We start from the raw sequence: 13,681 nt of genomic DNA on the forward strand, positions 1-13,681 counted from the left end.
GCCTGCCTACTGAATAGCGACGAGCTTCGCCGGGTCTTCCAGCGGCAGCTCATCGACGACGGCGGTGACGCTGAGTTCCTTCAGGGACAGGCTGCCGCCCACGGTGGACAGGAAGGCTGTGTCCGAGGAATCCCGCCCGGCAGTGATCCGCAGCATGCTCTCCCGCGGCGCCAGCCCCGTCGGATCGATGACGTGCCAGGCGCCGTTGATGTGCGCTTCGGCCACGGCGTGGAAGTCCATCGGGGTCAGGCCCGGGGCATAGACGGCGGCCAGCCGGGCCGGGACGTTCTTGGAACGCAGCAGGGCAATGGCCAGGTGGGCAAAGTCCCGGCAGACGCCGCGGCGGTGCAGCAGGGTTTCGACGGCGCCGTCGGTCCCCCGGGAGGATCCGCTGACGTAGCGCAGTTCGCTGAAGACCCAGTTGCGGATCGCGTGCAGCAGCTCTTCGCCCTGAAGCCCGCCGAATTCGGCATAGGCGGTCGGCAGCAGCCGGTCCGACTCCGCGTAGCGGCTGGGCCGGACGTAGCGGATCAGTTCCATGAGCCCAGGCTCCTCGGGCCGGGCCAGGCCGGTGACGGTGGCCGAGTACTCAACGAGCACTTCGGTGGGTTCGGCGAATTCCATGTAGTGGAAGCGCCCGCCGTGATGGTCCGAGAGTTCGGTCAGCGGCACGTCCTGGCCTCCCGCGGTCACCGTGAGCGATTCCTGGATCGAGCCGTACCCGGCGTTCCGGGCCACGGCCACGGCCAGGGCCACCTTGGTTTCGGCTGCGGTCTTGAAGGCCAGGCGGGCGGCTACGGCGCGTTCCATGTATCTCTATGTCTCCGGGATGTGGGATGTGAGGTGGGTGCGGGGAAGTCGCCGTCAACGGCCCGGGGATGTGCGGGTGGGCGGGACTAGTTTTTGATCTTCAGAGACATTAGCATCCGCTGGACGTCGGCGAATTCGGACCCCACGTTGACGTACTTGGCAGCCTGGTCGAGAGTGTCGAACGCCTTTGCGGGGGCGACCTTCCGGTCCGGCGCCAACGTCTTCAGCACTGTCAGGTCCCCAAACGAATAGTCCCCCTTGCCGGCCGGGCCACGGACCACATTCTGCAACGCGCAGCTCTTGCCGCCGGCGCCCCCCACCACGTTGGTGATGCCGTAGGAGCCGAAGTACTTGTAGCCCTGGATAACCCGGAACACCACGTGCGGGTCAATGGTTCCCTCGCCGCCGGCGTGCGGCAGGTCAACAGGCACGCTGCTGACCACGACGTAGTCCCGTGCGGCGCCGCCCGGGCAGGCCGGCGCAGGCTGCGGGGGCAGGCCGGTCTGCAAGGTGGCCAGATAAGCGCCTTTGGCGTCTTTGACGAGGATCTTCAGCGCCCCCGGCAGCGTACCCGCGTCGGGAGCAACTGACTGGACAATCCAGTCCTGCGGCACTTCAAAGCTGACGGTCTTTGCCGGATCGCTAAAGACTTTCCAGGCCGCCGCGCTCGAGCCCGGGGCGGCGGAACCGCTGGCCGGCGACGCCGGAGCGGTGGGGGCCGTCGACGTCGTACTCTCCGTCGCGCTGCTGCCTGCTGTCCACACCGGACTCCCCTTGCCGTCGCTGCCGCAGCCCGTCAGGGCTGCCGCCGCGACCGCGAGCGCCACGCCGGCGCGCGACACAGCGCTCCGGATTCCGGCGGTGCCTGGTCCTCGGGGTGGGGCCGTCCCAGTCATGATGCCAGCGTAGCCGGGGCGCCGCATGACTCAGAGTTTCCGCATCAGTGTTTCGTAGAAGCGGACCCCTTGGTCCAGCGTCTCGAGGGAAATTTTCTCGTCCACGGCGTGGATGGAGCCGCGGGCCCCGACGTCCATGAAGAACGGCGCGAACCGGTACACGGCACCGCAGATCCCGGTGAAGCGGCGCGAGTCCGTGCCGCCCATCATGATGTACGGGGTGATGATTGCTTCGGGAAAGACCTGCCCGATGCAGTCAGCCAGCAGTTCCCACTGGGCCCCGGAGGACGGCGAGACCGGGGACGGGTCGTTGCCCTCCACGATGCGCAGTTCGACTTTCGGGTCGCGGATGATTTTCCGCAGGTGTGCCACGGTACCCTCGACGGTCTCCCCCACCGCCACCCTGATGTTGGCGTTCGCCTTGGCCGTGGCGGCGAGGACGTTGGCCCCGGAGCTGCCTTCGAGGGTGGTGATGGCCACGGTGGTTCGGGTCATAGCGTTGGTCTCACTGCCGAGCCGGCCAAAGAGCCAGGTGATCGGTGCCCGGAGCAGTGCCACGTTGGCGAAGACGGCCCGAAGCAGCGGGGCCATGTGCGGGCCGAAGCGGCGCAGCATCTCCGCGGTCACCTCCGGCAGCGACTGCGGGAACGGGCTGCGTTCGATCCGGGTGATGGCGCGGGCCAGCCGCGCCGTCGCCCCCATCCGCGGCGGCGTGGAGGCGTGTCCCCCCGGGTCCCGGGTCAGCAGCTCCACGTCCAGGATTCCCTTTTCGGCCACGCCGACGACGGCGGCCGGCCGGCTCACCCCCGGAAAGGCACCGCCCGCCACGGCGCCGCCCTCGTCCAGCACGAGCCAGGGCTTCACGCCCCGGCCAGCCAGCAGTTTCGCGGCAGCCGCCGCGCTGTTGCCGGCCGTCTCCTCGTTGTTGCCGAAGGAGAAGTAAAGGTCATGTGCCGGCCGATACCCGGCCCGGAGAAGGCTCTCCGCGGCCTCCAGGATGGCCACGAGCTGGCCCTTGTCATCGAGTGTCCCGCGGCCCCACAGGAAGGTGCCGTCGTTGTGGCCGGAGAACGGCGGCTGCGTCCACTGCCCGGGGTCGGCCGCCGGGACGACGTCGTAGTGCGCCATCAGCACCGACGCGCGCTGTGCGGCCTCATGGTCCTCCGCCAGAGCACTGCCGGGCCAGCGGTACAAAAGGGCGTGGCCGTTCACTCGCTCCAGTTCCAAGGCGGCATGGACCGCCGGATACAGCCGGGGCAGGGCGGCGATGAAGGCCTCGAACTGGCCTGTCTCGACGCCGGCCTCCGCCGGGACCTCGGCTCGGAGAGAACCTTCGGTTCGGCGGGACACCGTCCGGTACGTCACGAGCTCCGCCAGCGACGCCGCCGCGTGCCCGGCGCTGCCCGCCGCGTGCCCGGCGCTGCCCGGTGTGCCCTCGGAGCTGCCCGGCGCGTCCCCGGGGCTCTTGCTGGTGGTGCCGGGGGCCGCGTTCTGCAGGGGGTTGCGCATGGGCGAAAGTCTACGACCGGACGGCTCGCCGGAACGGCTATTCGGCGCGCGGGTCCGGCCCGGAGCCTAGGACACAAATTTCGGCGTACAAATTTCGGCCTCGCGAAAGCGGATACGCTGGGGGCATGGCCGAACATGACTTTGACGGAACGCACTTTGGGGACGAGGGCGACGTGGCAGGCATGTCGGCGCTCGATATCGCGGACTGGCGGCTGCGGACCTTTGCCCTCTATGCCGCCACCCGGAAAATTGCCGCGGACAGCCCGGCCGAGGCCCATTCGTACTGGCGCCAGGAACGGGACCGCATGTTCGGCACCCACCCGGCCTCGGCGCTCACGGCCGAGGCCAAGGCCAGCTTCGGCGGCCTGAAGACGGCGGACTACGATCCGATCTACCGTTTCCACGTCCCGCTGACCCTCGAGGGCGCCGGCCGGGAGATGAACGTGGAGACCGGGACTGACGGACTGGTCCGGTTTGTGCGGCTGGGCACCTTTGACCTTCCCGAGATGGGACAGCTCGCGGTCTGGAAACTCAAGGGCTACGGCGGCGGCATCTTCGTGCCGTTCCGCGACGCCACCGCCGGCCAGCCCGGCGGCAGTTACGGCGCCGGACGCTACCTCCTGGACACCATCAAGGGGGCTTTCCACGGCGTGCGGGGTTCCGGGCCCCAGGCCGAATTCATCCTGGACTTCAATTTCGCCTACAACCCCTCCTGCGCCTACAACGAAGCTTGGGCATGTCCTCTTGCCGGACCAGCGAACCGGCTGGCCGTGGAAATCCCCGTGGGCGAGCTGTACTGAGCGGATGGAGTCCCAGCTCGAACAGCAGGCTCCTGCCGCCGCCGTCGTCCGCGGGCAGACCTCCCGCCGCCACCGCGGAATCCTCCGCTACCCCGTGGTCCGGCAGCTCATCCGGTTCACCGGCGTCGGGGTTGTCTGTACCCTGACGTCTCTTGGCCTGTACGCCCTTTCCCGGCCCTGGCTCGGGGCCCAGCCCGCCAACGCGGCGGCCCTGATCCTGACATCGTTCATGAACACCGCCCTCAACCGGCGCCTGACGTTCAAGATCACTGAAACTCGCCGGATGAAACGGGACCACCTCAACGGCCTGATCGTGATCCTCGTCGCGCTGCTGATCACCGGCGGCAGCCTGGCCGTCCTGCACTGGGTCAACCCGGATGCCACCGTGGCCGAGGAGCTGTGGACCACCACCCTCTCCGGCTTCGCCGCCACTGCCGTGCGGTTCACGATGCTGCGGCACTGGATTTTCCGCCGCGCCCGCCACCGCTAGCGCAACCCCGCCTGGAGCCCCACCCCGAGCCCCACCCCGAGCCCCAACCCCGGGTTGCTCTATCAGTTGATGCTGCTATTGGTGCCGGTTAAGGACATCTAGTGACAGCTCAACCGGCGGTTGGGGTGCCCAGGGAGCGGACGCCGGCGACGGCGGTGCGGACCGCGGTCGCCGCCTCCTGCAGCTGCGCTGCCGTAATGGTCGAGTCGAAGCTGAACCGCACCGCCGTCTGGGCGACCTCGGGCTCGATGCCCATGGCCAGCAGCACGGGCGAGGGCGCATCCGAGCCCGCGGCACACGCGGAACCGCTGGAGCAGATGATGCCCTGGCGTTCGAGTTCCAGCAGCACGGACTCGCCGCTGGTGCCCGGGAAGCAGAACGAGGCCACCGAGGGCAGCCGCTCGGTGGGGTGGCCCGTAAGCAGCGCGCCGGGAACACCGGCCAGCACGGCGTCAATGAACCCGTCGCGGAGGGCAGTGACGCCCCCGGCCGGTTCCCGGGGCAGTGTCAGGGCCGTCGCCAGCGCCACGGCCCCGGCGACGTTTTCCGTTCCCGAGCGGCGGCCGCGCTCCTGCCCGCCTCCGTGGACCAGCGGTTCAACCCGGACCCGTGCGCGCACAAACAGCGCACCGCTGCCCTTGGGCGCGCCCAGCTTGTGGCCGGAAATACTCAGCGCGTCCACCCCCAGTGCACCGGTGTCCAGCGGCAGCCAGCCGGCGGCCTGGACGGCGTCGGTGTGGAACGGGACTGCGTGGGCCCGGGCCAGTGCCGCGAGCCGGGCGATGGGCTGAACCGTGCCGACCTCGTTGTTGGCATACATGATGCTGACCAGGGCCGTCCGGGGCTGCAGCACCGCAGCAAGGGCCTCTTCCGTCACCTGCCCGAAGCGGTCCACGGGAATCACGTCAACCGCGAAGCCGTGGACCCGTTCGAGGTATCTGGCGGATTCCTCCACGGCGGGATGTTCGACGGCGCTGATCGCCACCCGGTCCAGGCTCGGGTCGGCGGCGCGCCGGGCCAGGGCGATGCCCTTGACGGCAAGGTTGTCCGCTTCCGTGCCGCCTGAGGTGAAGACGACTTCCCCGGGGCGGCAGCCCAGGGCCTTAGCGGTTGCGGCCCGGGCCCCGGCGAGCGCCGTGGCGGCGGCCTCACCCAGGGAGTGATGGCTCGAGGGGTTCCCGAACTCGCCCGTGAGGTAGGGCCACATGGCCTCCAGCACCTCGCGGCGGACCGGGGTGGTGGCCGCGGCGTCGAGGAAGATCACGGTGCGCCTCAGCCGGCCGTCTGTTCCGGGGCAGAAACGGGCCCGGGCTCGACATCCAGCTCAATGTCCAGGCCAAGGTCCAGGGCCGTGACGCTGTGCGTCAGGGCCCCGATCGAGATGACGTCCACTCCCGTGGCCGCGATGTCCGCCACGGTGGCGAGATTGACGTTGCCGCTGGCTTCGACCCGGGCCCGGCCGCCCACCAGTTCGACGCCCGCCGCCAGCTCGGCCAGGGAAAAGTTGTCCAGCATGATGGTGTCCACCCCGGCGGCAAGGACCGGCTCGATCTGCTCCATGGTGTCCACTTCCACCTCGAAGTGTGTTGTGTGGCCAAGCTGGGCCTTGGCGCCGCGCAGCACCTCGGTCAGCTTCGCTGGATCACTGCCGGTGAGGACGGCGAGGTGGTTGTCCTTGGCCAGGACGGCGTCGGACAGGCTGAAGCGGTGGTTGGCGCCGCCGCCGCAGCGCACGGCATAGCGTTCCAGCACCCGCAGCCCCGGCGTCGTCTTCCGGGTATCGGTGATCCGCGCCCCCGTGCCGTGCACCAGCGCCACGAACTCGGCGGTCCTGGTGGCAATGGCGCTCATCCGCTGGACCAGGTTCAGGCCGACGCGTTCGGCCAGCAGCACGGCGCGGGCGTTCCCGGTCACGCGGGCCAGGGCGGTTCCGGCGGTGAAGGCCTCGCCGTCGTTGACCAGCAGTTCGACGACGGCGCCCGCGTCGGTCAGCTTCATCGCCGCGGCGAAGACCTCCCCGCCGCTCAGCACGCCGGGTACGCGCGCATTGAGCACCGCCGTCGCCCGTGCCTGCGCGGGGATGAGCACCTGCGAGGTGATGTCCCCGTACGGGGCGTCCTCCTGCAGCGCGGCGCGCAGCACGGCGTCGACGGCGGGGGCGGGCAGGGTCCCGGCGAGCGCCGGGAGTGAGGTGAGGGGTGCGGTGGGGCGTGCAGCGGGTCTGGTGGCTGCAGGGGCGGCGGGTGCTGTCATGACGAGATCCTTTGCTTGGGGCGGGATGCGGAGGCATGCCGGTGGCCGGACTTACCGGCCGTCGATGTGGAGCGTGCAGGGGCAACCAGCACCGCGGAGTGCGCGGCGCCGGCCGTGGCATCTGCCCGGTAGTGGGCGCCGACGGAGTGTGTGCGCTGCCTGGCCGCGGCCACGAGGAGTTCCGCAGCCAGCAGCAGGTTCCGGTCCTCGTGGGCGGCCTGGCCCAGCCCGGCACGGTGTCCAGCACGGACCCCTGCTTGAAGGTCAGCTGCTTCAGAGTCGCTGGCTTCAAGGTCAGTGGCCCACTGCGCCAGCTGGAGCGCGGCGGCGTCGAGGTTGGCGCCCGTGCGGGTGACTCCCGCAGCCGCCGTCATGAGCCTTCCCAGGGCCGCGCGGCTGAACGGAACATCCGCCGCACCGGTGGCGGCTGTACTTGGGGAAACGGCCGCAGCGGGCGGGACAAGGCTGCCGGGATGGACGTCCTCGCGAGCCGGCGAGAGCCAGGCCGTGTCCGGCACGGGGGCGTGCAGGAAGTCCTCGACCGCGCGGCGGCCGAACACGAGGCCCTCCAGCAGCGAGTTGCTCGCCAGCCGGTTTGCCCCCTGCGCCCCCGTGCGGGCGACCTCGCCGGCGGCGTACAGGCCTGGAACGGACGTGCGGCCCCGCAGGTCGGTGCACACGCCGCCCATCCAATAGTGCGCGGCCGGGGACACGGGGACCGTCTCTGTGGTCCAGTCATAGCCGGCCGCGAGGGTGGCCGCCGTGATGGTCGGGAACCGCCGGGCCAGGAAGCCCGCGCCCCGGGCTGCCTCGATGCCACGGGCGTCTAGGTACACCGGGCTGTCCGGCGCGGCCCCGGTGGCGGCCAGGTGCAGGGCGATGCTGCGGGAGACGACGTCGCGGGGGGCCAGCTCGGCATCGGGGTGGTAGTCCGGCATGAAGCGGTACCCCGCAGAATCCAGCAGCACCGCCCCCTCGCCGCGGACCGCTTCGGAGATGAGCAGGGCCGGCGGCCCGCCCGGGACCTCCTCGGCGGCAAGGGTGGTGGGGTGGAACTGGAAGAACTCAAGGTCCCGCACCGCGGCGCCGGCACGCCAGGCCAGGGCCAGCCCGTCGGCGGTCGCGACGGAGGGATTGCTGGTGCGGGCAAACAGCCGGCCGGCACCGCCGGTGGCGAGCAGGACGGCGTCGGCCGCCAGCTGCTGGGGCCGGCCGCCGGCCAGGTAAGCCACGCCAGTGACCCGGGCAGGTACCCGCGGCGCACCGCCGGGCTGTGACGGGACTTCCGGGAGGACGTCGGTCAGGAGCTCGGTGACGAAGGCGCTGGTCTCCACCCGGAGCCGGCCGTGGACAGCACGGTCCAGGACGGCGCGTTCCAGGACGGCGGCGACGAGCCCGCGGGCGATGCAGGCACCGGTTGCGTCCCCGCCGGCGTGCAGGATGCGCGGCGCCGAATGTGCCGCTTCCAGGCCCAGGGCCGGTCCGCCGTCGGGCCCGGCGTCGAAATGCACGCCGTAGCGGCCCAGGCCGGTGATGTCCCGGACGGCCTCGGTGCACAGGACGCGGACTGCCTCAGCGTCGTTCAGCCCAGCACCGGCGGCGAGCGTGTCCGCGATGTGCGCTGCCACGGAGTCCCCGGGGGCGGCGTCCTCCGGAGCCAGCACGGCGGAGACGCCGCCCTGGGCGTAGAACGTGTTGCTCTGCTCCAGCGTCCCCTTGCTCAGGAGGACCACCTCGATGTCACGGCCGCCGGCGGTGGCGGCGTCGGTGGCGAGCAGCGCGGCGTAGAGCCCCGCAACCCCGCTGCCGACAATCACGAGCCGCCTGGTCACGGCCGCGCCGCCAGCATGCGTTCCAGCGCCACCTTTGCCGGGCCGGCGACGTCCTCGTCCACGGTGATGCGGTTGAGCACCTCGCCGCGGACCAGCGCTTCCAGGACCCAGGCCAGGTAGCCGGGGTGGATGCGGTACATGGTGGAGCAGGGGCAGATCACCGGGTCCAGGCAGAAGATGGTGTGCTGCGGGTATTCCGCGGCGAGCCGGTTCACCATGTTGATCTCGGTGCCGATCGCAAACGTGGTGGGTTCCGTGGCCGCGGCGATGGCCTTCTTGATGAAGTCGGTGGACCCGGCGGAATCGGCGGCATCCACCACCTCCATGGGGCACTCAGGGTGCACGATCACCTGCACGCCGGGGAACTCGGCGCGGGCCTTCTCGATCTGGCCCACGTTGAAGCGCTTGTGGACCGAGCAGAAGCCGTGCCAGAGGATCACCCGGGAATCGAGCAGGGTCTGTTCGTCGTTGCCGCCGAGGTCCTTGCGCGGGTTCCACATGGGCATCTGCTCCAGCGGCACCCCCATGGCCTTGGCCGTGTTGCGGCCCAGGTGCTGGTCCGGGAAGAACAGCACGCGCTGGCCGCGCTCAAATGCCCATTCCAGTACCGTCGCGGCGTTCGAGGACGTGCAGACGATCCCGCCGCGCTCGCCGCAGAAGCCCTTCAGGGCTGCGGAGGAGTTCATGTAGGTGACCGGGATGACCGGGACCCGGCCGTCGGCGTCGGGCTCGGTGCCGAAGACTTCCTCAAGCTGTTCCCAGCACTCGGTGACCGAGTCGATGTCCGCCATGTCCGCCATGGAGCAGCCCGCGGCGAGGTTGGGCAGTATTACGGCCTGGTCCGGCCGGGAGAGGATGTCCGCGGTCTCGGCCATGAAGTGCACGCCGCAGAAGATGATGGCTTCGGCGTCCGGCCGGGTCAGGGCCGCATTGGCGAGCTGGAAGGAATCGCCCACGAAGTCGGCATATTCAATCACTTCGTCGCGCTGGTAGAAGTGCCCCAGCACGACGGCGCGGTCCCCCAGTGCCGCTTTGGCGGCGCGGATCCGGGCGTCGAGTTCGGCGTCGCTGGCGAGCTTGTACTCCTCCGGGAGCTGGCCCTGCCGGGGAGTCGAGACCGGTGCGACGTCGGCGGAGGAGGCACCCGGCCCGTAGGCGGGCACTCCGGCGAGGGCCTCGGCGAGGTCGTAGTCCCAGGGCCCCCGGGCCAGCGCAGGGCTGCAGGTGGAGGCGGCCGCGGCCCCCGTCATGGTGGTGGCCTGCTCGCGCGTGATCAGCTGGATTGCCGTGTTGACGCTGCTCATGGTGTGCTCCTGTTGTCTGGGTCAAGGCCTGGGCGGCCGGTAAAGCGGTAGAGGCGTGGCGGGCGGTGCTTGCCGCCCTGCAGGTACTGGTCGGTTTCTTCGATTTCCGGCGTGGCCTTGACCTGCCGGCGGAAGTTGGCGGGATCGAGTTCGCGGTCCAGGACGGCCTCGTAGACTTCGCGGACCTGGGCGAGGGTGAAGTACTCACCCAGCAGGTGGTAGGCGATGGATCCGTAGGCCATCTTGTTGCGCAGCCGCCACAGGGCGTAGTCGATGATCGCGTTGTGGTCGAAGGCCAGTTCGCCGAGCCGGTCGGCGCGGAACCAGCGCACGTTTTCGGATTCGTCGGCGAGCGCGGCCTCCGTGGGCTGGACGAGCGCCCAGTACACAATCGAGACGACGCGCTGGGTGGGCGAGCGGTGCAGCCCGCCGAAGGCGTAGAGCTGTTCGAGGTAGTTCGGGGCCAGCCCCGTCGTCTCGCGCAGGTTCCGCGAGGCGGCGTCCTGGAGGGATTCGGAGTGCGTGAGCGGGCCGCCGGGCAGGGCCCAGAGGCCCTTGAACGGTTCGCGGATCCGGCGCACCAGCGGGATCCACAGCGTGGGCCGTCCGGACTTCTCGCTGGGGCGCAGCGCAAAGATCACAGTGGAGATGGCCAACGACGGCGGCGCGGTCTGGCGCTCCGAGACGTTGGCTGCTGTGGTGTAAACGGTGGTTCACCCGCCCTCTGAGGTCCCGGGCGGGTCCAGCGATGGACTGCCCGGACAGATCCGGCCCGACCGCCGGATTAGTTATAGTCAAGTTGACTAGAACTAATGATACGGCCGCGGCCTTCGGGCGCAAAATGTTTCAGGTCACATGGGCGGCCACATGTGCGGACACGGCGGCGGCGCCGGGATCCCCTCGGCGCCTGGTCGGGCTTGTCCGCGGGAGCCGGCAACGGTAACAATCGGGGCTATGGACGCAGAAAATATGGACCCGGAGGCTAGGGATTCAGAAGCAGTCAGGGCCCGTTACGCGGGAGCGGCCCAGGCATTCGTGGAGCTCGCCGGACAGGTACCGCACGTGGCGTGGTCGCGGCCGGCGCTGGGTGAATGGGACGTCCGCGCCCTGACCGGCCATACGAGCCGCGCCCTGACCACCGTGGAGACCTACCTCGCCACCCCTGCCACCGGGGAGCGGGTGCCGGGTCCGGTGGACTACTTTCTGGCCGTCCGCGGCGCCGCCTCGCCGGACGCGATCGCGCAGCGAGGCAGGGAAACCGGGGAAGCTCTGGGTGAGGACCCGGCCGCAGCCGTGCAGGAGCTGGTCCAACGCGTCACCGTCCTCGTCCGGAACACTCCGGACGATGCCCTGGTGGCCACCCCCGCCGGGCCAATGACGCTCATCGACTACCTGCCTACCCGGACCTTCGAACTGGCCGTGCACACCCTGGACCTGGCGCGCGCTTTGGGGCTCCCGCCGCCCGCCTCTTTGGCCCCGGCGGTCGCGGCGTCCCTGGAGCTCGCCGGAGCCATCGGCTCCCGGTTGCCGGCCGCCGGTGAGTTACTGCTCCTGCTTACCGGCCGGACCGGCCTGCCGGAGGGCCTGAGCGTCCTCTAGCCCCTTCGCCGGGCCGCGGCATGCCCGCATGGCATGCCCACCTGGCCTGTCATTTGCCTGGCCGCGTCACTTGCCTGCGGCCGCGGCTTCCAGCAGCGGCAGGGTGCGCCCCTGGAAGTGGGTGTTGAGCACGATCACGGACGAGGACCGCAGGACCGTCCTGGTGGCGATCATTGCATCGAGGACACGCTGGAGATCCGAATTGGAGCGGGCGGCGATGCGGGCCATGAGGTCCGAACTCCCGGAGACCGTGTGGATCTCTATCAGCTCGGGGATCCGCGCCAGGGCCTCCACGACGGCGTCGTGCCCGAGGTCCTGGTTGATCGTGAGGGAACAGAACGCCACCACGGGGAAGCCGAAGTGCGCCGGATCGGGGTGCGGCACCCATGAGCCGATCACCCCGGCGTCCTGCATCCGGTCCAGCCGCGACTGCACCGTGGCGCGGGCTACTTTCAGCACCCGGGAGGCTTCTAGGACCGATGCCCTGGGAGAATCCGTGAAAAATCGGACAATCTTTGCATCCAACGGATCAACGTCCATGGATTTTTCCTTTCCAAGCGGCCCAGGTGGAACAAACCGCCGCCAATGCCCCGATTCAGTTAGCAAACTGCCACCATGCTCTCACGGCGGGCACGCCCCGGCGATCCGTAGCGCCGGTCCAAAGACGGTAAATTCAATAGGTCCCATAAGGACGTAAAGATCCAAACCACACGAAGGTTCGCTATGACAACGAAGTCCACCGCGACGCTACCCACCGCGGTCTCTGCCCCGAGCCTGGGGCACAGCATGAAGCCACGCCAGCTGACCATGATGGGGCTGGGCAGCGCGATCGGCGCCGGCCTGTTCCTCGGCTCGGGGGCAGGAATCCAAGCGGCGGGACCGGCTGTTCTGATCTCCTACCTTGTTGCCGGAACCCTGATCATCCTGGTGATGTGGGCTCTCGGCGAGATGGCCGCGGCCAACCCCAACAGCGGCGCCTTCTCCGTCTACACGCAAAAGGCCATGGGCAAGACCGCAGGGGCGACCGTCGGCTGGCTGTGGTGGCTGCAGCTCGTGGTGGTCATCGCCGCCGAGGCCCTCGGTGCGGCCGGGCTCCTGTTCACGGTGTGGCCGGTGATCCCCGTCTGGGCACTGTCCCTGATCTTCATGGCCCTGTTCACCGTCATCAACCTGGCGGGCGTGAAGAACTTCGGCGAGTTCGAATTCTGGTTCGCCATCCTCAAGGTGGCCGCGATCGTGATCTTCCTCGCCATCGGCGCGGCCCTGCTGCTGGGCTGGCTGCCGGACGTCCCGTCCCCGGGACTCAGCAACTTCACCACGGACTTCGCCCCGGCGGGCCTGGGCGGCATCGCCACCGCACTCTTCGTGGTGATCTTCGCCTTCGGCGGCACTGAGATTGTCAGCGTGGCCGCGGCCGAGACGGAGAACCCGGAGCGCAGCGTCGCCCAGGCGATCCGCACCGTGGTCTGGCGGATCCTTGTGTTCTACATCGGCTCGGTTTTCGTCATCGCTGCCGTCCTTCCCTCAACCTCTGCGGCCCTGAAGTCCCCCTTCGCCGGCGTCCTCGACGTCGCCCGGATCCCGGGTGCGGGCGCCGCGATCACCCTGGTGGCCGTCGTCGCGCTGCTGTCTGCGCTGAACGCCAACCTCTACGGCGCGTCCCGCATGGTGTACTCGCTCTCTGAGCGCGGCGAAGCCCCGAGGTTCCTTTCGAAGCTCAACTCGGCCAGGGTCCCGGTGGTGGCGGTGAGCGTCTCCGTGGCATTCGGCTTCCTGGCCGCCGTCCTGGAACTGCTCTTCCCCGACCAGATCCTGCCGGCCCTCTTCCAGCTTGTCGGCTCCACGTGCCTCGTGGTGTGGGGCTCGGCGCTGGTGTCCCAGCTGATCCTGCGCCGCCGTGCGGACCGTGACGGCACCGCGCTGCCGCTGCGGATGAAGGGCTTCCCCGGCCTGACGATCTTCGGGCTGGTGCTCCTGGCGCTGATCTTCGCCGTCGGTTTCAGCAGCCCGGACAGCAGCAAGCAGCTGTTCAGCACCCTGGCGCTGGTGGCCGGCATCGCCGCGGCGTGCTGGATCGGCGCCCGGATCACCGGAAACCGCGGCGCCGACGTAGAGTCCGACCAGCAGGCCCGCTAGGCAAATTGCCAAGCCCACCGGCGGCAGGGACGGCAAAAGTGTGCAGTCTGGG

General features: G+C 69.7%; 13 protein-coding genes. 4 read left to right on the plus strand and 9 right to left on the minus strand.

Features of this window, described 5'->3' with window-relative positions; genetic code table 11:
• Positions 1–6: 6 nt before the first annotated feature.
• The 3 genes from ACFRJ8_RS05515 to ACFRJ8_RS05525 form a co-directional block, all read right to left on the minus strand.
• Positions 7–810 carry a transglutaminase family protein gene (locus tag ACFRJ8_RS05515; protein WP_377985137.1) on the minus strand — a complete coding sequence of 268 codons (804 nt, stop codon included), beginning with the start codon at positions 808–810 and terminating at the stop codon, positions 7–9.
• An 86-nt stretch (positions 811–896) separates the two neighbouring features.
• Positions 897–1,706, minus strand: a complete 810-nt coding sequence (locus ACFRJ8_RS05520) for a hypothetical protein (RefSeq protein ID WP_377985138.1) — start codon at positions 1,704–1,706, stop codon at positions 897–899.
• A gap of 30 nt (positions 1,707–1,736) precedes the next feature.
• On the minus strand, positions 1,737–3,215 hold the full coding sequence (locus tag ACFRJ8_RS05525; RefSeq protein WP_377985139.1) for a M20/M25/M40 family metallo-hydrolase: 1,479 nt from the start codon (positions 3,213–3,215) through the stop codon (positions 1,737–1,739).
• A 125-nt stretch (positions 3,216–3,340) separates the two neighbouring features.
• Here ACFRJ8_RS05525 and ACFRJ8_RS05530 point away from each other — a divergent pair, with 125 nt between their 5' ends.
• Positions 3,341–4,015 carry a DUF1684 domain-containing protein gene (locus tag ACFRJ8_RS05530; RefSeq protein ID WP_377985140.1) on the plus strand — a complete coding sequence of 225 codons (675 nt, stop codon included), beginning with the start codon at positions 3,341–3,343 and terminating at the stop codon, positions 4,013–4,015.
• 4 nt (positions 4,016–4,019) lie between these two features.
• Complete coding sequence (locus ACFRJ8_RS05535) at positions 4,020–4,505, plus strand: GtrA family protein (RefSeq protein WP_377985141.1); 486 nt, start codon at positions 4,020–4,022, stop codon at positions 4,503–4,505.
• 109 nt (positions 4,506–4,614) lie between these two features.
• Here the strand turns inward: ACFRJ8_RS05535 and ACFRJ8_RS05540 are convergent, their stop codons facing one another.
• From ACFRJ8_RS05540 to ACFRJ8_RS05560, 5 genes are read right to left on the minus strand one after another with little or no spacing between them, the layout of a single operon-like run.
• Positions 4,615–5,769 carry a cysteine desulfurase family protein gene (locus tag ACFRJ8_RS05540; protein ID WP_377985142.1) on the minus strand — a complete coding sequence of 385 codons (1,155 nt, stop codon included), beginning with the start codon at positions 5,767–5,769 and terminating at the stop codon, positions 4,615–4,617.
• Positions 5,770–5,777: 8 nt separating this feature from the next.
• Positions 5,778–6,758 carry a carboxylating nicotinate-nucleotide diphosphorylase gene (gene nadC, locus ACFRJ8_RS05545; RefSeq protein ID WP_377985143.1) on the minus strand — a complete coding sequence of 327 codons (981 nt, stop codon included), beginning with the start codon at positions 6,756–6,758 and terminating at the stop codon, positions 5,778–5,780.
• The gene (gene nadB, locus ACFRJ8_RS05550) at positions 6,755–8,590 is read right to left on the minus strand and encodes an L-aspartate oxidase (protein WP_377985144.1); all 1,836 of its coding nucleotides are present in this window, start codon (positions 8,588–8,590) and stop codon (positions 6,755–6,757) included. Before nadB ends, nadC begins: the two co-directional genes overlap by 4 nt.
• Positions 8,587–9,894 carry a quinolinate synthase NadA gene (nadA, locus tag ACFRJ8_RS05555; protein WP_377985145.1) on the minus strand — a complete coding sequence of 436 codons (1,308 nt, stop codon included), beginning with the start codon at positions 9,892–9,894 and terminating at the stop codon, positions 8,587–8,589. Before nadA ends, nadB begins: the two co-directional genes overlap by 4 nt.
• Positions 9,891–10,550: an NUDIX domain-containing protein gene (locus ACFRJ8_RS05560; RefSeq protein ID WP_377985146.1), complete on the minus strand. Its 660-nt coding sequence runs from the start codon at positions 10,548–10,550 to the stop codon at positions 9,891–9,893. The genes nadA and ACFRJ8_RS05560 overlap by 4 nt, the downstream gene beginning before the upstream one ends.
• Positions 10,551–10,848: 298 nt before the next feature.
• Between ACFRJ8_RS05560 and ACFRJ8_RS05565 the strand changes: the two genes are divergently transcribed.
• Entirely contained in the window at positions 10,849–11,493 is a 645-nt protein-coding gene (locus ACFRJ8_RS05565) for a maleylpyruvate isomerase N-terminal domain-containing protein (protein ID WP_377985147.1), read from the plus strand.
• 66 nt (positions 11,494–11,559) lie between these two features.
• Here the strand turns inward: ACFRJ8_RS05565 and ACFRJ8_RS05570 are convergent, their stop codons facing one another.
• Complete coding sequence (locus tag ACFRJ8_RS05570; RefSeq protein ID WP_377985148.1) at positions 11,560–12,033, minus strand: Lrp/AsnC family transcriptional regulator; 474 nt, start codon at positions 12,031–12,033, stop codon at positions 11,560–11,562.
• Positions 12,034–12,216: 183 nt separating this feature from the next.
• On the opposite strand from ACFRJ8_RS05570, the gene ACFRJ8_RS05575 reads away from it, so the two are divergent.
• Complete coding sequence (locus ACFRJ8_RS05575) at positions 12,217–13,629, plus strand: amino acid permease (protein ID WP_377985149.1); 1,413 nt, start codon at positions 12,217–12,219, stop codon at positions 13,627–13,629.
• The last annotated feature ends 52 nt before the right edge of the window (positions 13,630–13,681 follow it).

It is taken from the genome of Arthrobacter sp. NPDC056886 (assembly GCF_042788715.1).
Taxonomy (GTDB): domain Bacteria; phylum Actinomycetota; class Actinomycetes; order Actinomycetales; family Micrococcaceae; genus Arthrobacter.